At 39.8% G+C, this 26110-nt stretch carries 16 protein-coding genes; 4 read left to right on the forward strand and 12 right to left on the reverse strand.

The window, feature by feature from the left end; all coding sequences use genetic code 11:
- Positions 1 to 10 precede the first annotated feature (10 nt).
- The 4 genes from LPB86_RS19995 to LPB86_RS20010 form a co-directional block, all read right to left on the reverse strand.
- Positions 11 to 3292: a SusC/RagA family TonB-linked outer membrane protein gene (locus tag LPB86_RS19995; RefSeq protein WP_230693194.1), complete on the reverse strand. Its 3282-nt coding sequence runs from the start codon at positions 3290 to 3292 to the stop codon at positions 11 to 13.
- Positions 3293 to 3563: 271 nt separating this feature from the next.
- The gene (locus tag LPB86_RS20000; protein WP_230693195.1) at positions 3564 to 4727 is read right to left on the reverse strand and encodes a FecR family protein; all 1164 of its coding nucleotides are present in this window, start codon (positions 4725 to 4727) and stop codon (positions 3564 to 3566) included.
- 68 nt (positions 4728 to 4795) lie between these two features.
- Positions 4796 to 5377, reverse strand: a complete 582-nt coding sequence (locus tag LPB86_RS20005; RefSeq protein ID WP_230693196.1) for an RNA polymerase sigma-70 factor — start codon at positions 5375 to 5377, stop codon at positions 4796 to 4798.
- 153 nt (positions 5378 to 5530) lie between these two features.
- Positions 5531 to 7582: a hypothetical protein gene (locus LPB86_RS20010; protein ID WP_230693197.1), complete on the reverse strand. Its 2052-nt coding sequence runs from the start codon at positions 7580 to 7582 to the stop codon at positions 5531 to 5533.
- A 120-nt stretch (positions 7583 to 7702) separates the two neighbouring features.
- Here LPB86_RS20010 and cysC point away from each other — a divergent pair, with 120 nt between their 5' ends.
- Positions 7703 to 8269: an adenylyl-sulfate kinase gene (cysC, locus tag LPB86_RS20015; RefSeq protein ID WP_230693198.1), complete on the forward strand. Its 567-nt coding sequence runs from the start codon at positions 7703 to 7705 to the stop codon at positions 8267 to 8269.
- Here cysC and cysQ read toward each other — a convergent pair.
- The 8 genes from cysQ to LPB86_RS20055 all read right to left on the reverse strand — a co-directional run bounded on the left by cysQ (position 8218) and on the right by LPB86_RS20055 (position 18682).
- The gene (cysQ, locus tag LPB86_RS20020; protein ID WP_230693199.1) at positions 8218 to 8979 is read right to left on the reverse strand and encodes a 3'(2'),5'-bisphosphate nucleotidase CysQ; all 762 of its coding nucleotides are present in this window, start codon (positions 8977 to 8979) and stop codon (positions 8218 to 8220) included. The genes cysC and cysQ overlap by 52 nt on opposite strands.
- A gap of 9 nt (positions 8980 to 8988) precedes the next feature.
- On the reverse strand, positions 8989 to 9948 hold the full coding sequence (locus tag LPB86_RS20025) for a glycoside hydrolase family 16 protein (protein ID WP_230693200.1): 960 nt from the start codon (positions 9946 to 9948) through the stop codon (positions 8989 to 8991).
- 9 nt (positions 9949 to 9957) lie between these two features.
- Entirely contained in the window at positions 9958 to 10971 is a 1014-nt protein-coding gene (locus tag LPB86_RS20030) for a sulfotransferase (RefSeq protein ID WP_230693201.1), read from the reverse strand.
- An 8-nt stretch (positions 10972 to 10979) separates the two neighbouring features.
- Entirely contained in the window at positions 10980 to 12197 is a 1218-nt protein-coding gene (gene chrA / locus LPB86_RS20035) for a chromate efflux transporter (RefSeq protein WP_230693202.1), read from the reverse strand.
- Positions 12190 to 13620: an aryl-sulfate sulfotransferase gene (locus LPB86_RS20040; protein ID WP_230693203.1), complete on the reverse strand. Its 1431-nt coding sequence runs from the start codon at positions 13618 to 13620 to the stop codon at positions 12190 to 12192. Before LPB86_RS20040 ends, chrA begins: the two co-directional genes overlap by 8 nt.
- A 59-nt stretch (positions 13621 to 13679) precedes the next feature.
- Positions 13680 to 15251: a RagB/SusD family nutrient uptake outer membrane protein gene (locus tag LPB86_RS20045; RefSeq protein ID WP_230693204.1), complete on the reverse strand. Its 1572-nt coding sequence runs from the start codon at positions 15249 to 15251 to the stop codon at positions 13680 to 13682.
- Between the two features lie 20 nt (positions 15252 to 15271).
- Entirely contained in the window at positions 15272 to 18364 is a 3093-nt protein-coding gene (locus tag LPB86_RS20050) for a TonB-dependent receptor (protein ID WP_230693205.1), read from the reverse strand.
- 105 nt (positions 18365 to 18469) lie between these two features.
- A complete protein-coding gene (locus tag LPB86_RS20055) occupies positions 18470 to 18682 on the reverse strand; it encodes a hypothetical protein (protein WP_230693206.1) in 213 nt (70 codons plus the stop codon).
- Between the two features lie 166 nt (positions 18683 to 18848).
- On the opposite strand from LPB86_RS20055, the gene LPB86_RS20060 reads away from it, so the two are divergent.
- From LPB86_RS20060 to LPB86_RS20070, 3 genes are all read left to right on the forward strand, one after another.
- Positions 18849 to 23144 carry a hybrid sensor histidine kinase/response regulator transcription factor gene (locus LPB86_RS20060; RefSeq protein ID WP_230693207.1) on the forward strand — a complete coding sequence of 1432 codons (4296 nt, stop codon included), beginning with the start codon at positions 18849 to 18851 and terminating at the stop codon, positions 23142 to 23144.
- A gap of 61 nt (positions 23145 to 23205) precedes the next feature.
- On the forward strand, positions 23206 to 25731 hold the full coding sequence (locus tag LPB86_RS20065; protein WP_230693208.1) for a family 20 glycosylhydrolase: 2526 nt from the start codon (positions 23206 to 23208) through the stop codon (positions 25729 to 25731).
- Between the two features lie 39 nt (positions 25732 to 25770).
- Positions 25771 to 26055 carry a SelT/SelW/SelH family protein gene (locus tag LPB86_RS20070; protein ID WP_230693209.1) on the forward strand — a complete coding sequence of 95 codons (285 nt, stop codon included), beginning with the start codon at positions 25771 to 25773 and terminating at the stop codon, positions 26053 to 26055.
- Positions 26056 to 26110: the final 55 nt, after the last annotated feature.

Genomic DNA, 26110 nt, shown 5'->3' on the forward strand with positions numbered 1-26110 from the left:
AGGTTTTAGGTTAAAAAGTTGCATTGATACTGAATGATGCTGAGCGTGCATAGGGATACTGTATTCCACGTTCTGTCTGGACTTTTTCTATTCTAAAGATGTCATTTGCGTAAAAACTTAGGCCGAGGGATTGTAATCTAAGCTTCTTAATCCACCCAGCGTATGATCGCCAGCTCACATTGAAAGACTCCCCAATAATATGGCTGTCATTTTCCACAAAGCGAGACGACATTGGACTTCCGATATAGTCGGCAATTGCTACAAATTGCGCTACGTCTCCCGGCTTTTGCCACCTGTCGTACAATGCACGTCTATCCTGATTGTAAATTAGATTCTGAGTGGAGATATTTTCTACCTTATCATAAATTGCAGAATTAAATACGTCGCCTCCAAACCGATATCGCATAATTGCAGAAAAGGTAAAATCCTTATAAGTTAAAGAGGTATTGATTGTCCCTTCCAGATTTGGCCTGCTGTTCCCAACTTTTGTAACATCAGCGGGGTCGTATGTAAAGGTAAGCGAACCATCTTTCTTTTGGAAGATTTCTTTCCCTGTAGCCGGATCCACCCCCCTTGACAAAACAGCCCAAATATCATCTGGACTATAGCCATCATAATATCTATTTAAGCCATTGTTATTGAGCTCTTCTGTATTAAAAGCTGACAAACTATTTTGTAAGCCTCCATAGGCACTGGAATAATTACTGCCCATAATGCCTATTGACCAAATGACCCTCTTTTCAAGGTTATAAATTGGCGAAACTCTTAGATTAAAATTCCAACCTTTGGTTTGCAGGCTTCCCACATTTAGCACATAATTAGAATTTACTCCGGCAGAAGAAGGCATTACACCTGTGGCCGGTACGGCAAGGGGATCAGTATCTTTATTGAAGTATTCTAAATATCCACTAATACGGCTGTTAAAAAATGAAAAATCTGCACCATAACTGCCTTGTACAGTCTTTTGCCAGTCTAGTGAAGGGTTACCAAGTGAAACTAACGACAAGCCTTGTCCGAAGTTGTTATTGTTACCAGATTGAAAAACATAGGTTGAAACCGAGCTAAACTGACCCAGGTTCTCATTTCCTGTAACGCCAAGGTTGGCCCGTAACTTTAATAAGTTAATCCAACTGGCATTTTTGAGAAACTGTTCCCTATTTAAATTCCAGCCAATCCCTCCGGAAACAAAGGGTTTGAAAAGATTTTCCTGCCCAAATGCGCTAGCTCCATCTAACCGATAAATAAGATCAACCAGGAAACGCTGATCGTAGCCATAATTTGCACTAGCGAGTAATCCCACACTACGGCTCTCTACTGTAGAAGAAGTAGGTGTACTGGCGGGTACATAATTAAAGGCGAAAGCTGGATTCCCATTGGTGCCGAATGGAAAACCTGTAACGGAAAAACCAGTCCCCTCATTGAATGTACGTTGAATATCTCCCCTTACGCTTGCTGTGATTTGGTGTTTTTCAACAGCTTTAGAGAAAGTTAACATCAGGTTACCATTTAAAGAAGAATTGGTACTTTTTATGGCTGTATAATTTCCTTTTAAACGACTTTCGATACCTTCGTAGGCAGAATTATCTGGAGGAATAAAACGTACGGTTGAACCGCTTCCTTTACCCAATTGGATACCTCCCTGTAATCTGAAAGCATCAGAAAGTGTTAATATGGCTGCGGTGTTATTTAAAAGTGAAAATGCATTTGTTTCGTTAATACTCTCCAATGAAGCATTGTATAGAGGATTAAAAACGGTCCGGTCATATACTGGATCCAGATATTTGGGAATTGTGCCATCTTCCAGCTGTTTTCGGTAGTAAGGATTGGCATTTGCAAAGGCTGTAAAAGAACCATAGGGAGATTCTGTTCCTTTATTACCTGAAACGCTTAACATGTTAATGATGTTGATCCGGCCTTTTCTATATGTAAGGTTAACATTGCCACTCCAGCTTTCTCTGCCAGAACCTTTCATTACACCGGCCTGATTTCCGTAAGATGCGCCTGCATTAAAAAGTAAATCGTTATTACCACCTCCCAATTGCAGCGACTGTCTGTTTGTAAAAGCCACGTTTACAGGCTCATTTAACCAGTAAGTATTTACACCTCGCTGTATTTCAGCCAGTCGGTCGTTGTACTTCTCCTCTGTCAGCCATGGAAATTGGCCACCGCGGTACACACCGGCAAGGCGCTCAAATTCCAGTTTCTCCGCTGCATTCATTAAGTTATAGCTACTTAAATCTGGCATTTCTACAGAAAAGTCACCGGTATAACTGATCTGCAACTGGCCCGGTACAGGCCGCTTTGTTTCTACTACCACAACGCCGTTAGAAGCTTTGGCTCCATACAATGCGGTGGATGCCGCATCTTTAAGAATTGTTATGGAAGCCACCCGGTTCATATCCAGATCATATATGGTTTGAAGCGTACTTTCAAAGCCATCCAAAATGAATAACGGCTGATTGGGGTTTGAATTAAATTGATTGTTTAGGTCTCCGGTGTTGATGCTGGTTCTACCCCTTACTTCGAAGCTTGGTAAATTATTTGGGTTAGATCCCTGAAGGTTGTTATCTATTTTAATAAACGAGGGATCAAGGCTCTTAAGGCTTTCTAACACGTTTTTATTTCCAACAGCTTTAAGTTCGAGCCCCGAGAAGGTGGTTGCTGCTCCTGTAAAACTGTCTTTCTTTCTGTTGATACCTGTTCCGGTGATGATGACATCATCCATTTTGTTCTCGGCAAGTTGCATAATGATCACCATGGAGACCATCCCTCTTCTAAGTATTACCTCTTGCGGGGAATAGCCAAGATAAGTGATGACTATGGTGGCATCTTCGTCAACATTAGGTAAGATAAATATACCATTTGCTCCCGCCAATACTCGTCTATTGGTTCCCTTTACGGTGATGGACGCGCCTACAAGTGGAATACCTTCTTTATTTTGCACCTGGCCACGCACATCAATATTGGAAAATACGGCTGTAATTTTATCCACAAAGGAAGGTTCCTTTTGTTTGATTAAAATGTTCTTTTCAGATACTGTATACGTAAATGGCAGGTTTTTAAAACACGCTGTTAACGCTTCTTCAATACCAGCATTTTTTAAGTTTACTGTTACGGTAGTCTTTTGGATATCTTTTCCGGAATAGAAAAAGACGTATCCTGTCTGGTTTTTTATGGCTGTTAAGACTTTTTCTAGAGGCGCGTCTTTAATGGTCAGGTTAATTTTCTGTCCAAATCCTTTTGCACTCAATTGTGTTAAGGCAACAATTAATATGAAAGTGGTCAACTTCATAATTAACAATAGTTTTTTCAGTGTCCGGGAATTCGGCGCACCTAGGTTTAAAGTATTTATTTGCATACTTTTGGTTTGGTTAAGTTAAAAAACGGATTCGCATTTGTTTTCCATCCTGATGATTTCAGGGCAATGGGTTAGCTTAATTTTGCCGGGAGGTGGTGGTACACTTTCCGGCTTTTTTAAACGCCCGGTTCTTTTAACGGTGTCTTTGTAAGGTTTTTTTCATGTTTCGGTCGGTTGAGTTGATGGATATGGTTGATTAATTGTATTAGTTAGTGACCAGGATTTTATGACCACGGATTTCAAAATCTACCTGATAAAAATCAAGCAGTTTAAAAACCTGAGCAGCATTGAGATCGCGATGGATTTCACCTGTAAATAATGTTTTAGGAATTTCACCTTTGTATTCTACCTCAAAATTATACCAGCGTGCCATTTGCTGCATAACGGTTTGGATGTTTGCATCTTTAAAGCTAAAAAGCCCCTTTTTCCAGGCGAGGGTATAGCTAAGATCGGCAGTCTGCAATTTTATATTTTTATGCTGAATAACGGTTTGCTGACCAGGCTTAAGCGTTATTTGTGACGTTGCACCCTGTTGGGATGACGCAATGCTCACCTTTGCAATTCCTTCTACAAGGGTCGTTTTTACATCTCCCTCTTCCGGATAAGCGTTGATGTTAAATTCTGTTCCCAGGTCTTCTACAGTTTGCGCTGATGTTTTAACAAAAAAAGGCTTTTTTGCATCATGTTTTACCGAAAAATAACCTTCACCAGTCAGCTCTACTGTACGGGTTTTTAACCTGGCAAAGTTGGCGGGGAACTTTAAAGAGGATGCGGCATTTAAGGTTACCAATGTGCCATCTGACAATTTAATGGAATAGGTCTCCCCTCTGGCAGTAGATAGTGTATTAAAGTTAGCCGCCTCATCACTTTGCTTAGAATTGAGCAGACTATATACCACCTGGCCATCTTTTGTTTTAGTGATGCTGATGCCCGATTGCTTAGCCAATTCTCCCTCTGAAGTATTTGACAATGCTATTTTACGCCCGTTTGATAACGTTAGTGTTGCCGATTTAGTTCCTGCAGGGATGTCATTTTGCGCAAATACTCCGTCATGGTTAGCGTAACGACTACCGTATCCCATATTAAATAAATAAAGTCCCGTAGCGACTAAGAGCAGAATAGAGGCTGCCGCGGCAAAGCGGGGCCAAAGTTTAACTTTAGGAACTGAAGGAACTACCTGAGTAGCCCGGTAGATGTTGTTTAACATCCGGGCCTTAACCAAATCCTCTTCATCAGGGCTTTCAGCTGCCCAGAAAACTTCTATATCATTTGCAGCATCAAACCAAGCCTGCAACTCCTCCTGTTCCTGAGGGCTTGTGGTTTTTAGGATATACTTTTCTATTAATTGGTCTAAGTGCTCAGTCGTCATCTTTACTAGTGCCTATACAGTGATGTACCCGGCCGACCTGCTTTACCCTTAGTCTTAAATGAAAAAAATTATTTGTGAAGGAATTGAGCCAGCAGCACTAACATAGCTCCCGTATCTGACAGGTTATTTTTGATCTCTTTGAGTGCTTTGGTTAAATGTGCTTCAACCGTTTTATCGGCAATGTTCATCTCCTTACCAATCTGAGGAATTGTTAAGCCTTGTTCGCGGCTGTATTTAAATACCATTCTACATTTTTCAGGAAGTTTATTCACTATCCCGTCAATCTGTTCCTGCAGAAACCTAGCGGCAATTTCCTCCTCTATTTCATAGCTTTCCTGGAATGGCATTTTACTGATCATATCACTGATCCGCTTGCGCTTACGGTAATGCATATTGAATACCGTGAACTTTATGCCGGTAGCGAGATATCTATCTAAGGTTTGAATTTCAAGCGTATGCCTTTTATTCCAGAGGCTAATGAATACCTCCTGTGTAATTTCTTCTGCAGCGGATTTGTCTTTGGTATGGTTGTAGGCAATGGCCAGCAGCCTTTTCCAATAGCGGTTGTAAACTTCAGTAAATGCAGCGTGTTCATCCAGCTTAAGCAAGCTTAGAAGTTCAGCGTCAGTAAGTCTACTATAATCTATCATACTACATTCCCGTCCAAAGGCTCCTAAACGAATACAATTATAATTATAATTTCTGGAATTCGGGGTGGTAGCTGCAGACAGTGTGAACGGATGGTAATGATAAAATTCCCATCAATAGGAATAACAACTGATGGGAATTATCGAAATCACAATTTAAAAGCTCGCGTTTACAGCTAGTCCTAAAGTTTTAGAAAGCGTATAGTCGCTAAGGTTCTTTTTCCTCTGCGTCAGATTTCTGGCAACAAAAGCAACATTTAGATTCCTTAAAGTTGCGCCTCCGATCCTTTCTTTCAGGTTATAACCCAGGGAAAGATAGTTCAAATTGATGAAGGATGCTTTTTCTAATGTCCTTAAAGCACCATTACCAACTAGATTGGATGAGAATACAGGATGGTTAAAATAAGCAGCAGTATTGGTGCTCAAGGAGAAATTTGCATAAAATAAATCGTGTTGCATTCCGGCCTGAGTAGCGGTTTTATTTTCCAAAACATTAGTCCCAGCCATAGTCACAGTACCTGGTAATGTCCCAATTTTCACGTTATTTCTAAATACATTTAGTCCGGCATTCCATTTAAATTTTTGCTTGTTAAAAATCTCCGCGGTGCTCCAAATCCGCCATCCGGTATTGTCGACGGGGAAAAGAGCATAAACAAGGCTAGACCCGAAGGGATAATTATAATTATAGGCGATATAATTATAATTGTCATTCTTATACCAATCGGCAGACAAACTTACCCGATTAAGAAACCTGGTCTTGAGGCCATAGCTTTGCATCCTCATTTTATCATTTTCAAGACCAGAAAATTCAGAAAATCCATTGAAAGAAGGAATTTGAGTCGGTATGCCTGACACTGGAAGTGCTGATGAAATTATATTTATCCCGGAAAGGTATTGACCATATGAGCCAAAGAGAAGAACTTCATTTATGGGATTCACATCTTTTAGAAAAAGATTTTTCAAGCTTAAGTCAGCATAATAATATGGCGAAAAAAAAAGTCTCTTGTCATCTCCTTTAAAATGATCTCCTCTTAAACCAGCCTGCAGCGATAAAATATCAAAAATATTGACAAAAAAATCGCCACTATAAGTATAGGTTTTGGACTTTAATGCAATCCAGTACATACGTGTAGACTGGGTATTTCCAGGATTAGCGCCTACAGCGCCAGTATATGTGTTTTGCTGAAGTTCTGTTCTTGTCCTCTGATCATTGAACTGAAAATTAGATGCCAATTTGAACTTAATCCGATCTTCTTTTAATCCAAACCGATAACTTAATTCGTTCAATACGGCAATGTTTCGGTAAAGCTGGTTCGTAAGCGAAGTACTGTTTACTTGCCTTCCCGCATCGAAATCATATACGGAGGATGTATAATCGTCTTGTTCAGCTAGTACATTATTTCTCAAAATCCGGGTTTCATTTACCAGTCCCTTTACAGGACTAAGCTTTACATAAAAGTTACCATTCCAATTGTCTTGATTAATAGTTGACTGGCTTCCGGAACGGCCGTATGAAACAACGGGATTCCATTTAAACTCAGAATCTCCTTCTAAAGGGGCATAATTGACATTGGCGCCTAAATCAAGCCATTTTAAAGGACTAAATCTTACATCCCCATTTAGCTGGAACTGATGCGTAAAATCCAATTCGTTAAAACTCCTGCTATTTTCATTAAAAACCGCAGCAGCTCGCCAGGAGAGTTTTTCTGATCCCTGACTCAAAGCAACGTGGTAGCTCTGAAAAATAGAATGGTCTTTGTCGCCATCTTTTTTAAGGCTGCTACTACCTACTATAGTATTTACATCTGCACGGAGAGGCTGATTAAATTTAGCAGATTTACTGGTGATGTATAAAACACCCCCGGGGCTAACATTCTGGACACCAAATTTAGTGTTCAATCCACCACGATAATAGGCGATCTCTTCAATATTATTGATATTTAGGGCATCAATGTTTGTCCAGACAAAACCATCAACAACAATGGTTATAGCAGTTTGTGTAGGATTAACCTGATCAAAACCAGGAAGGCGGCCCAGCAACATTTCAAATAATTGCCCTCCGGGAAAGTTCTTCAATTCTTCGCCCTTAATGACCACATCGGGACGGTTATTCCAGGGATTGTCAGCAGATACAGGCTGAACGGGATTTTGCGCGAATGCATTTGCAAACAATAAAATTGCTGCAGAAAGTAAGAGCGTTTTTTTCATGATTTTTTTTCGCAAAGCTAACATTCCCCGTCCAAGTTGCAAACAAAATACATCTATCTAATATTTTATTTTCTTAAACCCATGCCACAAATCACAGGATAAAAACCTATTTTAGGGGTGATGAAATTAGTATCAAACCAAAAGGGAATGGTGATCTGGATGCTCGGGTTTTCTGGAGCTGGAAAAAGTACCTTATCAAACTTACTGGAGCAAAAGCTGACGCAAGAAAATGTACTTGCCATTCAACTGGATGGAGATGAATTACGAAAAGGCTTAAATTCCAACCTCGGTTTTAGCATGGATGATCGTGCTGAAAATATAAGAAGGGCCGCCGAAACTGCAAAAATAATGGCAGCTAAAGGCATTGTAGTGATTTGCTCATTTATTACTCCCCTGCAAAGTCACAGGGAAATTGCGAAAGCTATTTTGGCTGATATGTATTATGAAGTTTTTATAGATTGTCCTATCTCTGTTTGTGCAGAGCGGGATGTTAAAGGGCTTTACAAAATGGCAGAGGAAAAAACCTTAAAAAATCTGACTGGAATGGGTTCTGAATTTGAACGCCCGAGCCAGCCAGACCTTATCATTTCCACAGACAAAGATTCATTATCGCAATGCCTGGATCAATTGTATACCTATTTAACCATACAGAAGAATCCCGGATTAAGTAAAGAGGGTTTATTATAAATAAATTCTTGCTGTTCTGCATTGAGCATAATAGCGCCACTTCCAAGGGCAATTGCATGACCCGCAGCGGTATCCCATTCCATAGTAGGGCCTTTTCTATAATAGATATGTGCCTTGCCAGATGCAATGAGACAAAATTTCAGTGAACTGCCAATAGAAAGTTTACCTGTTACCGGAAATGCTTTAAGTACGTTTTCTTCCTCTTCATCGGCATGTGAGCGACTACCAATGGCCAACCACTCTGTAGCGTCCACATCTGCTTTAATCTGTACTGCTTCCTGTCCCGGAACTTGCATCCAGCTACCCCCCGCTACGCTGCCGTAATAAATATCATTTAAAACAGGGGCATAAATTACACCCAATACGGGTTTATTATTTTCCATCAGGGCGATATTAACCGTAAACTCCCCATTTCGTTTGATAAACTCTTTTGTACCATCCAGCGGATCTACACACCAGTAACGTGTCCAGTTTTTCCTGATCTCATAATCAATCTGGGATCCTTCTTCAGAAAGTACAGGAATATCGGGATACAACCTCGTTAAACCCTCCATAATAACACCATGAGACAGTTCATCTGCGAGGGTTAAGGGAGAATTGTCTTCTTTTACCATGACTGCTACCGGTGCCGGGGCGTTGTAAACTTTAAGAATGGCCTCGCCAGCCTGAACTGCAATTTTTACGATTTCTTTTATATCGATCTGTATCATTTTTCGAATTTACAATTGCCAATCGTCATTTGCTTCATTAAAAGGGGTAATTTTTACCCAATCTACCAACATTTCTCTAGTACCAAAATTTGGTACTTTATAAGATCCGGTATCATTACCTGCCCACCAGGCAAACCAATTACCCACGTTAAAATAGCTTGCACGGTAAGGAACCTGGGTATTGCTGCTGGTAATCAGTTGTCCATCTATGTAATAATTCACAACAGCTTCCTGTCCACCACCACCGGTGTGCCAGTCCCAGCGAAAGATATGATAAGCATTGTCATCAAATCTTTGTGTTCTAACCTTCTGGCTTACATGTTCTGCGCTGGCTTCTCCAATCCAATTGGTAAACAAAGGATCGGCAAGGTTGACACCTTTAACTTCGATGTCTATTTCGTGGTTAAGGATGATCTTCCCATTGTTAGCTATATTTCCGTGATTCAATGCTTTTTGATAAGCCGTTGGATCGCTGGCTGCGGTAAGTTCCTTATAGAAAAATGTCCATGCTGCAGATAATACGCCCATATCGGCAGCTTGCAGAACTTTCATTCTTACCTCGTACCTTCCAGAGGCAAAACGTTGTTTGGTTTTGATTACACCGCCCAGTCTTTTAGACTGACCATTAACACCGCGCAATGGTCCATCATACTGATCGCCCAATGCTCTTAGTACAGCTTTGCCGTCACGCGTAAATGCATTTTCGCGGATTACCCCACCATGGATATAGGTAGCTACTGACGATACACCCCAGACCTGGTGTAGTTTTTCCCATTTGTTTTCGTCCAGACTTAGCCTAAAAGTATCGAAAAATATTCCCGTAGCCAGGGTATCACCAATTCCGGCGTTATCATCTGGTAATGTAGGTGTAACTATGGGTTCAATTATTGGAGCATCTTCTTTGACAGTCTTTTTACAAGCACCAAATGACAATAATGGGATCAGAAATAGTGAATAAAATATCTTCATGTTATAGGTTTAATTGGTTACGGCTTCCCTGCCTTTGATTTCTTCAACAAGTGAAGCTTGCCCTTTTCTATTGTCAAGGTCACTTTGTCTGGCATCTTTTACTGCCTGCTTTTTAAGTGCAACGTTTTCCAGGTTGTATTTTTCCAGATGTTCATCATCAATTAACCGGGCATCATGATGTTGCAATGCAAGTTCATAATTTAATGCTTCTAGCACCTCTCCGGCTACCAGCTCAAAAATTTCAAGGTCATCGCCCTTAAATTCATTTAAAAACTTACGGGTATTGTTGCTGATGATCGGCTTTTCCAAATTGCTCCACATCTCTCCGGCCGCGGCGGTGAGCTTTGAAGTTTTAGAGCCATGAAACTGCAACATATTTGGACTATAATCGATATCCAGATAATGACACAGTCTGCGGATTTCATTTTCAGGATCAGTGATTAAGGTCTCATAGTTAAGTGAGTAAAACCGGTCTGCCGGAAGCAGGTCCTTTAAGCGGATACAAGCCGCCTGGTCTTTCTCCCATTGCTTGGCAAGGTGATAGATGTGTTTTTCGCCAACTATTGCTTTTTTAAAAGAACAAGCCACGTCCCGACCATCCCGATATAAAAAAACATATTTGGGCTTTAAACCAAAGGCCTCCATTTCTGCTGCGTAATGCACATTGGCCATACTTTTACAACACCAGTATTTGGCATTTTTACTGATGGCCGCCTGTTCATAGATGAGCCTGTTTAAAGTAAACAGGTGATATTGTTCTGATTGATTAAACAGCTCCTCTTCATCTAATACCACTCCATCCCAAGGTACCGGATTGGCATTTACATAGGCCACTACATCTTTTACCAGCTGACGGTAAGATACGGCATCTAATGCCCCGTAAGACTCTAGCAAGGGCATAAACGTAACCAAAATGTGCGGCGGATGTGGCGAAGCAATGGCTTCTGACTGGTCTAAAATTACCCTTAAAAGATTAGAGCCCGACCTTTGGGTGCCGATAATTTGTATTCCGTTATTTGTCATTCTGTCTACTAATTAAAATGAAACCATACTCCCGCCATGAGCGAGATTAGAATTAGATAAGCCGGATTAAATTTAAACCGGAAGCTTAAAATAAAAGCAATAAAAAACAGGGCTATGCTAAATGGGGTATAAGCGACGGAAAAAAACAATTTAAGTGCGGAAACCAATATCATCCCAATAACTACGGGTTTGATACCGGACATGGCATTTTTTACGCGGGCCGAGTTGACATTTTCCCTGAATATTTTAGCTGCCATGACCATCAGCATTGCGGATGGGAGAAATATAGCCAATGTAGCCAGTATAGCCCCTGCGACTCCTGCAAGTTTATAACCTGTAAAAAATGCGCTTACCAGGATGGGCCCAGGGGTTAACTGACTAAAAGCTATGCTGTCTATAAATTCTTGATTTGTTAACCATTTCAATTCTGTAACAAACAAAGATTGCATGATGGGGATCATCACATATCCACCGCCAAATAGGGAAAGGCTAACGCCTGAAAATACAGCCGTAATTTTTAAAAAGACAATTTCAGTGTATTTGTAAGCACCCGAAATAAAAGAAACGTACAGGAGAACCAAAGTAGACAAGCCGGCTTTGCCACTGAGACTAAGTTTTTGCCATTTAAAACTGGTCGCGTTTTCGGCATTTTGATTTCCAAGGTTAAAAAACATGCCAGTTAATCCACCAATCAGCATCAGCAACACGATAATTAGGTAGCCTTTAACAAAATAAAGCAATGCTATGGAGGCCAAACACAATACCAGCTTAACTTTATCACTTTTTACTTCTTTAAAAAAAAGGTTTAACCCGGTACTAAGAATGATGGCGCTTACTGCCGCGACAGTATACACCATAATATCAGAGAGCCCCTGCACATGCATGTAGTTGAAATAACACCAGGAAAGCACATACATGAGTATGCAGGCCGGCAAGAGCACAGCAAACATACTTATCGCTAAGCCCGATTTAAGTTGCAGGTGATAACCAATATAAGCAACTACATTAACGGCAAGCGGACCCGGCAATAAACTTGCTATGCTCACGGCATTTAGCAAATCTTCGCGGGTTAAGCGCCCGTCCCGCTCTATCATTTCTTTTTCCACCACCGCGATTAAGGCCATGTGTCCCCCAAAGGAGATACAACCAATCTTTAAAAAGGTAAAGAACAGGTAACTTAATCCCGTTTGTTTTTCAATTGCGCTATCCTGCATTGTACTAATCATGCCACACTGGTTTAGCTATTTTAAAATCTTTAACCTCTTCTACCCTGTAAGGATCTCCATCTATATTTACTCTCCACAAGAATTTCCCTTTTTTATCAGTGATAACAAGACTTTGCGGTTCTGTTAAACAAAATAAAACCTTATCTCCATTAATAATTTGGGCATTGCCTTTTGCCGCGGTAAAATAATCTTTAGGTAGTGCTACATCTATTTCCGGCGTATATTGATGCGCCTGCTCATCCAATTTAAACGATAATGCTCTTGTAATTTTTGTAGCCGTACCGTTATCCATAAACATTAGATGACCATCTTTATTGATGTGGGCAAAATGCTGGGCGCTAAAATAATCGTGTGCGCTCATTTTAAAATCTCCACCCTTACCAAATTTCCATACCACCTTTTTTGTTTTATAGTCAATTTTCCAGATCTGATTTAAATCACGAAAGGAGATTAAAAAATTCCCTTCCGCATCTTTAAACACTGAATTGGCATGTACCATATCTTTTTTTGTTTTTAAAATATTAGGATCTGCCAATAGGTCTACCTGATCTAAAAAGGACCATTCCCAAATTTTCTTTCCGTCTTTATTAAAGACCACTATACCGTCAGCCTGCACAGTGTCTTTTACTGCCCCGCCAACAGATGATAAATTAAAAGTCCTTTTATCAAAAGTTAATGCGTAGATATTTCCTTCCTCATCTTTGCGAACTTCATGGTGGACCAGCTTATCCATATCTTTCCGGCCATATTTTAAATGCGTAACTATATTCCCCGCAAGGTCCATTTCTATAATTTCGTCGCCTCCGGAAGAAGGAATACTTTCTGAACCAACAATATTGATGATCGTTCTCTGAGGAGTCCAGTGGCTTACCTTAACCCCTTTTTTAAATACTTCGTACCAAACTATAGTTCCTTTACCATCTATAATAATTGCAGACCCTGGCTCTGTTAAAATTTGCGTTAAGAAGTACTTATTTTCCATTTCTTTAGCAAAACCTTTATCCATTTCCTCTAGTTTAAAAGCAGGCGTAGCTTCATAAATAGATTTAGACTTTAATGGATATACCTTACTTAAAACAGATGAAGAAGCATTGTGTGCAATCACCTGAAAGGTATAATCTGTTCTTCCGGTGGAATTTAAAATCCACAACAAGTGTTCAGAAGAGTTACTGGAAAGTTCTGAATACAACGTATCTGAACTACCCTTTTTCCAATACTTAAGGTAAGCATCAGATTTTCTGTTTGTTTTTACTTTTATTTTAAAACGAAGTCTATTTTCAGGAACATGGTACAAATCAATATGTTCTATCCTTAAGGGCCAGATTGTATTCAATATACTTTCCTTTTTCCAAAGCAATACTGCAATTAGTATTAAACTTACAACGGCAATTCCTAAGAAACTGTTCTTTTTGATCTTTATCATATTCTGGATTATATTAAACGGAAGGCCATAATAAGAATTTATAACCTTCCGTAAAACATTTATTTTACCCTGCCTGCATTAAGCTGAGGTCCAAAAGAGGTATTGCTTTGAATTTCACTTAAGGGATAAGGATATAGTTCATAATTGACGTTATCCGAATACGTTGCCTGATCTGTTAAAGTAGGCCTTACCTTTTCTCTAAATTTCAACAAATGGTTAGTTCCGTTGGACGCACTGCGTCCCCATCTGAATAAATCATCTCTTCTTCTTCCTTCCATAAAGAACTCTTTAGCCCTTTCATCAAAAATAAAGTCTCTTAAGGCCTCTTTAGTGGTAAAGTTACTTAACAACAGGTTTGGCAATCCGCTTCTGTTTCTTACCTCATCCAGCAAGCTTAGCACATTCTGACCAGGGCCATTCAATTCATTTAAAGCTTCTGCCCTCATCATCAAAACATCGGCATAACGAATAATTGGAACGTTATTGTAACCTGCATAATTATAATTATTAACGTGGGGGTATTTTAAGTTGTGGACCACTGTTGCAGCTACAGTATCTGGTGGGGTTCCACCTCTGCCGCCGAATGCCACTGGTACACTAATCCATCTGTTGGCTGTTTCTACTTTATAAAAACCAGTCAACAGATTTCTTCTTTGATCATTTTGCGCAAACGTAGCATAAAATTGTAACCTGATTGGCCAGTTACCCCAACCTTTATTGTAATCCCATGGTACAGAGTTGATTCCAAAACTGTTAGAAGTAATACCATAAGAACCACTCTCGCTGGAAGATTTTAAGACAAAGATAAATTCATTATCAGACCTGCTACCGGTACTGTAAAGAGAAGTTATGCCCCCCTCCGCAATAGTCCTAAGGTCATATCCCCCTGCAGTTATTACCTCAGCACACTTATCTGCAGCTTTTTGCCACTCTCTTCTCCTCATGTATAATCTGGCAAGCAAAGATTTCGCTGCTGCTTGTGTAGCTCGTGCAACTTCTGTTGTTCTAGCGCCTGAAGGAAGATTTACTTCAGCATAGGTCAGATCAGCAATAATTGCATTTTCTACATCAGCTAAAGGTGCGATCGGAGGATTTTCGTCCGCATCTGTATACTCGGCAGATGCTTTGATAATTAATGGAACACCACCCCAAATGGCTGTAAGATCATAATACGCCAATGCCCTAAGAAACTTTACTTCTCCTAAGTTTTCTCTTTTATGCTGATCTGTATCATGATTCCCTACATAATCTATCCGGTTAATTAATGCCTCTGCTTCATTGGTTCTGGACACCAAACGATAAATATCTGTCCACACACTGTTAATCGTTGCATTATTTGCGTCGTAAATGAGCTGGTCCAGGTTCACTTGCTGAGCAGAAGTAGCTCTTGAAGTTACGATATCTGTTGGATACTCATATAGTTGATACAACCTGCCTGCATAGTAACCATGACCACCGTTATTTAACGCAGCGTATGCACCACGAACAGCCTGCTCGGCATGCACTGGTTTGGTTAGCACATTTTCATCATAAGAAGAAAACGTTTCATCTTTTAACCCTTTCTCGCAACTTTGAAAAACCAAACCTGCCAAAAGCGAACCTATTATTACTGACTTATATATATTTTTCATAACTCTATTCCTTAAATTTATTAAAAAGTTATTTTGGTTCCTAATGTGTACATTCTGCTTACCGGATATGAATTAAAATCTATGCCCCGCGCAACATTTCTATTTTGTGCCGTATTAGTGGCCAGGTTTCCAACTTCGGGATCTAAACCAGAATAATTAGATATTGTAAACAGATTCTGAGCATTAACAAAGACGTTAAGATTAAAGATACCGATTTTTTTTAGTGCGTTAAACGGCAAATTGTAGCTCAAGGTAACATTCCTCAACCGTACAAAATCTGAACTTTCTACAAACCTGGAATTTACAAAACTGCCATGTGTAATCCCATAAAAACCTCTCCTGGGAATTGTTCCTGATGTATTTTGCGTACTCCATGTATCAGTGATCACCTCATTAAACACGTTACCCTGGGTAAGTGGGTTTAACATATCTACTTTTTGGGCATTAAATAACTTCCCTCCACTTTGGCCTTGAATAACAATATCCAGATTAAAATTCTTGTACGTGATATTATTTGTAAAACCGTAGGTTAATTTTGGAATACCTGTACCTAAAACTTGTCTGTCATCTGCGTTTAGAATGCCATCTCCGTTAAGATCTACGAATTTAGGATCTCCAGGAGCTGCGTTTCGATGTGTACTGGTTAACACAGGATCGCCTACCTGAATGATACCGTCGTAAACATATCCATAAATAGCGCCCAGAGGTTCTCCCTTTCTGATAATAAACGGACTTGCAAAACCGGCAGCCCCATCTGGACTAAAATTTCCTACAAAAATATCAGCATTGGTTCCTCCCATTTCTAATACTTCACTTTTGTTTGACGCAAAAGTAATCGTGCTATTCCATTTAAAATCACCCTTTACGATATTCTGGGTCTGTAAAGAAAGTTCAAACCCTCTGTTCTGTACTTTCCCACTGTTGCCAAATCTTGTCGTAAAACCAAGAGATGTAGGGATAGTTCTGTCTAATAAAAGGTCGTTGGTTTGCTTGTTATAATAGTCTGCTTCTATAATGATACGATTGGTGAAGAAACCTAATTCCAAACCTATGTCCAGGGCAGCTGTTTCTTCCCATTTCAAATTGGCATTTGAAAGCCTGGTAACACCTGTTCCAACTACACTGGTTAACCCATCAAAAGTATACCTGAACGCATTATTACTCGAAAAAGTAGCTAAAGAAATACCCGATTGTATACGGTCATTTCCTGTTATACCATAACTAAGTCTTGCCTTACCAGTAGAGAAAATGCCTAAATCCTGAATAAAATCTTCCTGATTAAAACGCCATGCAAAAGCTGCAGAAGGGAAATAACCTAATTTATTGTTTGCTCCAAAAACAGAGGAACCATCAATCCTATAGGTACCACTAAAAATGTATTTATCGTTAAAATCGTAGTCTACTCTACCAAACCAACCTTTTCTGATAATTCTGTTTTTTCCGGAATAGGCGCCAAAATCCTGCGCAGTGGCTAAATTGTTATAACCCAAATCATCACTACTAAAATTTGTAGCGGTTATACCTTCTTCAGAATAGCTGGTAAATTGATGATTATAGCCCAATAATACTGTAGCATTGTGTTTCTTACTTTTTATGCTGTAGGTAGCAGTAGGGTTAAAAATAAGATCGTGCTCTGCTATTTGAGTTACCGTTGCAATACCTTTACTGGCAGAGGCAAGAGGCACTGTAGAAGGAGCGAAATAAGAATTTTTAGTATTGTTGATATCGGCACCAAAATCTGATTGCAGTTTCAGATTTTTTATGGGTTCATATTGTAGAGAGAAATAACCATTGGTACGGTAATTTAGGTTCTCTCTATCCGTAGCCTGTACAAAATGTAAAGGATTTTGCGCATCAAGACTTGGCGCAACTCCAGAATCGTAAGTAGAGGCAGGATTCGCTTTTATCACCTGTTTAAGAAAACCATTAATAGAAGATGGTGCCAGGGGAAGATCATTTTGAACACCATAGTTACCAAACACCCTGGCCGTCATTTTAAACTTATCATTTATTCTATGATCGGCGTTAACCCTGGCTCCTATTCTCCTAAAATTAGAATGTACAATCACCCCTTCCTGATTCAAATAATCAAAACTAGAATAAACTGAGGTTTTATCCGATCCTCCAATAAAATTGATGGAATGATTTTCTACCTGTGCCAGTCTAAAAACCTCATCCTGCCAATCTGTCCCCAATAATCCTCTTTGCAAAGAGTCTAAACGTCCGGTTCCATAAGGAGGCTGGTTTCCATCCAACGCAGCAATTCTGTTTAGCCTTAAGGCATGATCGTAAGGCCCTACCAAATCATAACGATCTATTACATTTTGAAGACCGAAAGAGCTGTTTACATTTAATTTACTCGCTTTATTAGCGCCACTTTTGGTGGTGATCATAATTACCCCATTTGCGCCCCTGGCTCCATAAATAGAGGTAGAAGCTGCATCTTTTAAGATGGTCATGGAGGCAATATCATCTGGATTAAGTGTAAAACCAACACCCGAGTTAGTTGGGAAACCATCTATTACATACAAAGGTTCACTATCTGCATTTAAAGAGTTTGTTCCCCGAACACGTATAGATAAAGCAGCACCTGGCGTACCATTATTTTGACTTACCTGAACACCGGCAGCCCTACCTTGCAAAAGGTTAGCTACAGAAAGTGAAGATTTATTTAGATCTTCTGCGTTTAAAGTAACGGCCGAACCTGTAAAAGTGCTCTTATTTTTGCTTCCATACCCTACAACCAGTACCTCATTTAAAGCCTTCACATCTACAGCAAGACTTACACTATAACTAGTCCTGCTGTCTATTTTAACTTCCTGATTCAGATAGCCAATCATTCTAAACTCCAATACCGCACCCGCTGGAACTGTAATTTTGAAGGCACCGTTAGCATCAGTAGAGGTACTGTTTTTTGTACCCTTCTGGGTAACATATACGCCTGGCAACGTACTTTTATCGTCAGCAGCTGTTACAACTCCGCTTATTTGCTGTTGCGCATGCGCGGCAAATAAGCCAAAAGAATTGTTCAGAATAAAAAATCCCAGCAGCAGCATCAAATATCGTTTACCAGTTTGCTGGTAAATAGCTGTTTTGTAAAAATTCATCATCATGGTTAGGTTTTATTAATTTAATTATTTGTGGTTCTCAGATACTTTCAGTTGGTTTTTTGCCCTTATTTTATAAACTTCGGGAAGCAAATTTTTGTTTGGTAACAATTACACCTCCACCGTTATGAAAACATTGTCAGGGACCACCCCCCCGAGGATCCCCAACTTTATGTTTTCTGCCCATTTCCAGTTTGCAACATTCCATAGGCGAGTATTTAATTTTTTCCCTGTAAAATCACCAAAATACACATGTGCGAAAGAACTGGCACTTCTAAAAATGTTTGCTAAAGACATACATACTATAAAAGGTGTTATCTTCATGATGAATGTGGTTTTGTTGATGATGTAAAACTAAGGGTTAAGTAAGTTTGAAACTTTCCAATAGTCCTGTTTTATGGGAAATCCATCCAAACAAGAAATACCAGACTATATTTTTTGAACTGCAAGCCAATTATCCCTATATTCATCCGGCAGATAGCCCCTTATTATGTTTAAAAAGCTTTATTACATCTTTTTCTTCCTTTATTTTGCCTATAATCCGGATCTATTTGCGCAGGTTAGCAATTTAAGGTTTGAATCTATTGGTACTAAAGACGGATTATCTCAAAGTAACGTGCACCATATATTACAAGACAATACAGGCTTCCTTTGGTTTGGTACAAAGGATGGCTTAAATAAATATGACGGATACAATTTTACGGTTTACAAAAAGAGCTTTCAGGATAAAAGCAGCATAGGATCTAACGATATTCAAACCATAACAGAAGATAAAAAAGGCTTTTTATGGATTGGCACGGGTGAAGAAACCTTAATCAGGTTTAACCTGAACAAAGAGAAATTTGTAAATAATGTGCTCCATACTATAAAAGGGATACAATGCATATTTCACGATAAAACAGGATTGGTGTGGATTGGGACTAGGGATGAGGGGCTTTTTAGTTATAGGGAGGATACAGGCAAACTTACCTGCTATAAGCACAATCCAAAAAATCCGGAAACGTTGAGCAGCAATAATGTGACTTGCATTACACAGGATACTGAAGGGAACATTTGGATTGGTACAAATGGAAAAGGTGTAAATGTATGGTATGCTGCTACAAAACGTTTTAAACGCTATTATAACAACAACAATCAGGTTGTGTTGACAGACAACCACATCAAATTTATTTTTGAGGACAAAAAAAGAAATATCTGGATTGGCACATACGGGGGGGGCTTAAATTTGTTTAAGAAAGAGAACCAAAAATTTATTGGTATTTCAGCACTGCATAAAAACCAAACCGCCATTAGTGTAAACCAAAATTACTTGTTGTGTATTGCAGAAGATAATACGGGCAACCTGTGGGTGGGCACAGAAAATGGTGGCTTGTTTATTTTGAACCCTCCTACCTATCAAGTGGTTACTTACCTTCATTCAGAAAACGACCGCAAAAGCATCAGCAGCAATACCATCAATTGTATTAAAAAAGATGCCTCTGGAAACATGTGGATGGGTACCTCTAATGCCGGAATTTGCATGACCAACCCGAACGCGGTAATGTTTGAACACTACCGCCACAAAGATGGTGCAAATAGTCTGAGCAACAATATCGTAAATTCATTTTTTGAGGACAGCAAAAACAACATTTGGATAGGTACAGATGGTGGTGGACTTAATAAGTTTAATGAAAAATCTGGCAGATTTGAAGTTTATAAACACCAGGCAAGCAACACTGGCAGTATATGTGGCAACTATGTGCTATCTGTAGCAGAAGACGATAACCATAATATTTGGGTAGGCACCTGGGCTAACGGCATTAGTGTAATTAGCCCCAACCAACAATACAGGCACTTTAAGCACAGCGCTAATGAGCCCGGAAGTTTAAGCAGCGATTATGCTTTTTATATATTAAAGGACAGTAAAGGCAGGATCTGGGTAGGAACATATGGTGGTGGATTGGATCTATATTTAGAAAAGGAGCACGTTTTTAAACATTTTGTTCATGATGAAAAAAATCCGTCCAGCATTAGCAGCAACTACATTTTAACGCTTAAGGAAGACCGGAAAGGCAATTTATGGATAGGTACTGATGGTGGAGGGTTGAACCTTTTTGATGAAAAACAACAACGCTTTATTTCTAAGCCTTACCAGAATGCCGGGATTAGTAATGATAGAATTGGTTCTATTTATGAGGATGCGAAAGGCTTTTTGTGGCTGGCTACAAACTTTGGCTTAAATAAATTTAATCCTGTTACTTATAAAAACACAGTATTTTTTACAGAGAATGGCCTCGCCAACGATGTAATAACTTCGGTTTTAGGCGATAAAAAGGGACATATTTGGATTAGTACTAATAAAGGCTTGAGCAGAATTGGACCAGGAAACGCCATTAAGAATTTTACTGTAGAGGATGGCCTGCAGGACAATGAATTTAAATATGGCAACCTGATGAGCAGTGCCGGGAGACTGTATTTTGGTGGTAAAAATGGGTTTAACTCTTTTTTACCGGAAAGCATGGACAGAAAGCCAGCACCTTCCAGCATCGTTTTTACCAACTTCCAGATCTTTAATAAAAATGTTCCTGTAGCCGAAAATGAAGATGCTGACTCTCCTTTAAAGGCAACCATTTCTGAAACCAAAAAAATTGTTATCCCATATTACCTTTCGGTATTTTCATTTGAGTTTGCATCCTTGAATTTTGCATCAAAGGAAAAGAAAAAATACCAGTACCAACTTAAAGGCTTTGACGACAAATGGCATGATCTGGGTAGCAAAAACAATGTAACCTTTACCAATCTTGATGCGGGAAAGTATATACTGCAGGTTAAAGGAACCGATAGTGAAGGGCAATGGTCTGACGCGGTTTCGGAAATTGTACTTGTGATTACTCCCCCCTTCTGGAAAACCTGGTGGTTTATTCTTTTGGAACTGCTGCTGGTTATTGGTGCTGTAGTTTTATTTTTTTATTATAGATTGGCGGCAATACGAAGCAGAAACCTGCAACTGGAGAAAGAAGTGGCTTCCAGAACACATGAACTCTCTGAGACGAATTCAATTTTGCTGGAAAGTAATGAGAAAATACAGGTGCAGAACTTTTACCTGGAGGAATCTAATAAGGAGATTCAGCGTAAAACGGATAAAATCCTGGATCAGCAGCAGCATATTGTGGTTCAAAAGCAAGACCTTGAGCGTACTGTAAATGAACTGGAAGGAAGCAATAAGACGAAAGATAAATTATTTTCTATGATTGCGCATGACCTTAAAAACCCAGTAACGGCCTTGCATGGGATTTCTGAGCAATTGCACAGAAAGCTTTCGCAAATGAATCAGGAAGAGATTCAGGCCCAAACAAAGGACATCAGCAATGCTTCTAATTCTATTAATGAGCTTGTGGTAAACCTGCTGGACTGGGCAAGGACACAATCTCAAAACCTGTCTTACGAGCCTTTGCAGATCAATGTTCATGAACTGGTGATGAAAAACATTTTCCTGGCAGAAACCCAGTTGACCAATAAAAGCATAAGTGCACACCTGGATATTAACATTGGCCATGTGGTAACGGCAGACAAACACATGCTGGATGCTATTGTACGGAACCTAATCAACAACAGCATTAAGTTTACGAATAGAAATGGGCGCATTACCATTACTTCCAGGCAAACGGATACTGAAGTGATCTTGAAATTTGAAGACACTGGCATTGGAATGAGCGAGAAACAGGTTCGCGATATTCATCAGGACCAGGACAAATCCATTTCTTATGGCACCTCTGGCGAAACAGGAACCCGCCTTGGTTTACAGCTTGTTAAAGAATTTATACAGATTAACAAAGGATCGCTGGATATTAGCAGCGTTAAAGATGTAGGATCGATATTTACCATTACCCTTCCAAAATCTGTCGGCAGCACCAACAGCAATGTTGATTTGCCAGAACCTGGCCTTGCTTTTATGCCAGAGAAAGTCAATTTTGCACAGGAAGACGCAGCGTTATTGAAAGGTAAAAGAATCTTGATTGTGGATGACAATGAAGAAATCAGAAACTTTGTTAAGTTGCTGCTCTCTGGAACCTTTGAAATTTTTGAAGCCGGAAATGGGGAAGAGGGCTTAAAGATTGCTACAGATGCGCAACCGGATATGATTATTACGGATATGATGATGCCAGTGATGAATGGCCTTGAATTTTGTAACCGCATGAAAGGGCAATACAGCACCAGCCACATTCCCATTATTCTTATTACAAGCAACACAGGAGAGCGTGGGCAACTGGCCTCTTACGAGGCTGGCTCTGATGCTTTTTTAACCAAACCGATTAACCAAAAGATTCTTTTCCGGGTGATCCTGAACCTAATCAGGAATCAGGAGAACGTTAAAAAGAGATTTTCCGGATCAGAAGACCTGCTTCCTGAGGGAATTAGCTACAACAAACTTGACGAAGAGTTTATTGAGAAGATGAATGCATATGTTGAAGAACACCTGAATGATACAGATCTGGACTATAAAAAGATTTGTGAGCTGGCCGGCATGAGCAGAACGGTACTGTATGCTAAATTTAAAGCATTGACAGGAACGGGTGTACACGATTTTATTAAAAACATCAGGCTTAAAAAATCCATCAGGCTATTACAGGAAGGGAAATTAAACATTAGCCAAATTGCTTATGAGGTTGGCTTTGCAACCCCCTCTTATTTTACCAAGAGTTTTGTGAAAAAATACGACATAGGTCCTAAAGATTATGTGCAAAAACTAAAAGCCAAGCTTCCTAAAGACAAACCTTTTCTTGAGGATGACAAGCTGAGCGACTAAAATTACACAGATTACGGACTATTGGAAATGTTTGAGATGGCTAATAAAATAGCTTTGTTTTATGAGCTTTTACACCAAATCAAACTTCCGGCTTGTTGGCCTTGTTATTTTGCTAACTATCATTGTGACGTTAAATTCTTTCGGTCAATCTTCTAAAAACAAATATGTTTATGAATGGGAGATAAAAGATAAGGCTACGACCTTTTTGTTTAGTATTGAACCTGGGCACACCCTGGCAGGCAAAAACTGGGGCATCTATTTTAATTCTATAAAGGTGCCTAAGCTAAAGGCTGCTGAAGGACTAATGTACGACATTAAACAGGTTAATGGTGATTTGCATTATTTGTATCCCAATGACAAATACAAGCCCCTGCTTACAGGAAAAGCACACCGGATAGAATTTCTAATTCCTGGCATTAGAAACTACACTGAACTTCCATCGGGCTTTTTTCTGGTAGATAAAGCCAATCCTAAAGCATATTTTGGCCTTAAAAACAAGAGTAAAAAGACAGATACCATTGAACTCTCAATTGCGCAAACCAGCTATTTAGCCAACAGCACAATTACAGAACTTGCAGAAGATGGGCTAATCAAGATTTTTCCAAAGCCTGTTAAATATAAGGAAACGGGTGCCTGGCTGGAATTGAACGGAAAAACACAGATTGTGACCGATGCCCGATTTGAAACTGAGGCTAAATTACTTCAAGAAGAACTTGCCAAAGTAATGCCGACTAAACTGAGCATTTCTAATGACTTGGCAGATGCGCCAAACGGCATTAACCTTATATATGCCCCAACGCTTGGAAATGCCTATACTTTAAATGTAAGTACTAAGGGAATTAAATTGGCCTCGGGAACTGCGTCTGGAATTTTTTATGGCATCCAGTCTTTGAAAACACTGGCATCACCAGCTTATGGAAAGGTTATAAAATCGGCCATAAAACTTAATACTGTAGAGGTACTGGATTCTGCCAGGTTTAAACACCGGGCATTACTGGTTGATGTAGCCAGAAATTTCCTCCCAAAATCTCAGATTCTAAAAACGCTGGATGTGATGAGCTTGTACAAATTAAATGTGCTACATTTTCATTTGGTTGATGATGAAGGTTGGAGGCTGCAAATTCCAGGGCTACCGGAACTTACGGAAACAGGTGCAACCAGAGGTTATACTATGGATGGCAAGGGCATCCTGCCCCCATCTTACGGCTCGGGTGCCGCTGCAAACGGGCACAGCGGGACTGGCTTTTACACTGTAGAAGATTTTAAAGAAATTTTAAAGTACGCCACGGCAAGGCATATTAAAGTTATTCCGGAAATTGAAACGCCGGGCCATGCCAGAGCAGCTATAAAATCTATGGATGCCCGATATTTAAAATTACTTGCTAAAGGTGACTTGAAAAATGCAGAGGAATTTTTATTAAGGGATACGGCAGATCAATCCATTTACAGATCTGTACAGGGCTGGAATGACAATGTATTGAATGTGGCCCTCCCCTCATCTTACCGCTTCCTGGAACAGGTAATTACCGAAATTGTTGCTATTTATAAGGATGCTAAGGCGCCATTGACCACCATACATATGGGGGGCGACGAGGTACCCAAAGGGGTGTGGAGCAATTCTCCGGCAATCCGTAAGTTGATGTTGCAAGATACAGCGCTTAGGAATACAGACGACTTGTGGAGGCATTATTTTAAAAAGGTGAATGCCCTCCTTAAAGCCCGAAACCTTTCTTTATATGGCTGGGAAGAGATTGCGCTGAAACATGCTGACAAAAATGGAAGACAGGTTTTGGTAGCTGATGAGGCGCTGAAAGGATCAAACTATCAGGTAGATGTATGGAACAATATTATTGGGACAGGATCTGAAGATTTGGCTTATAGACTTGCAAATGCTGATTTTAAGGTGGTGCTTTCTAATGTGACCAACATGTACCTGGATATGGCCTATAACAAAAGCTTTTACGAGGCCGGCATGAATTGGGCGGGCTATGTAGACATCAATAAGCCTTTTGGATTTATTCCTTATAACTACTATAAAAGCATTACAGAGAATGAGTATGGCGACCCTGTAAAACAGGATTTTTTTAAAGACAAAGATCTGCTAAATCCGGCATTCAAACACAATATTGTGGGTTTACAGGCTGCGCTTTGGAGTGAAACGCTAACGGATACGCTGGCTTTTGAATATTTATTGCTACCCAAATTAATGGCCGCTGCAGAAAGAGCATGGTCTGAAGATCCTAAATGGTCTGCTATTGGAGAGAACACATTAAATAATCCTGCTTATAATGCCGCGTGGAATGAATTTGTGAATGTATTGGGAAAAAGAGAACTGCCAAGGTTAGACCGTTACCACCATGGTTTTACTTACAGAATTCCTGAACCGGGGGTAACAAATGAAAATGGACAGGTATTGGCTAATGTTCAGTTTCCAGGTATGCTGATTAAATATACTACGGATGGCAGTATCCCAAATGTGAAGAGCCGCAATTATCTTAAACCCATAACGATGAAGGGTAAAATAGGGCTTCGTGTATTTAACAAGAATGGCCGTGGGGGTAAAACCGTTTTTATCACCAATAAATAACGATATTGCAATCTTTGTAATTACTTAAGTTGTTGCTAAATGCTGAAACCTGTTGTTGCTATTGAATATTGCCCGAAATGTGGATGGATGCTGCGTTCTGCCTATATGGCGCAGGAACTGCTGAGCACTTTTACTGATGATTTACATGGTGTGTTGCTACAACCCAGTGAAACCGGGGGCACATTTATCATAAGGATAGACGGCGATGTTGTGTTTGACAGGAAGGAAAGTGGGCATTTTCCAGAGATTAAAGCATTAAAGCAATTGGTTCGTGATGTGGTTAGTCCGGAGAAAGACCTGGGGCATTCTGATAAAGGAAAATAGTGGGCCAGGCCTTTCTTACCCTACATCAATGCTGCGGGCTGTTAAAGCATTTAAA

The organism is Pedobacter sp. MC2016-14, assembly GCF_020991475.1.
Classification (GTDB): Bacteria; Bacteroidota; Bacteroidia; order Sphingobacteriales; family Sphingobacteriaceae; genus Pedobacter.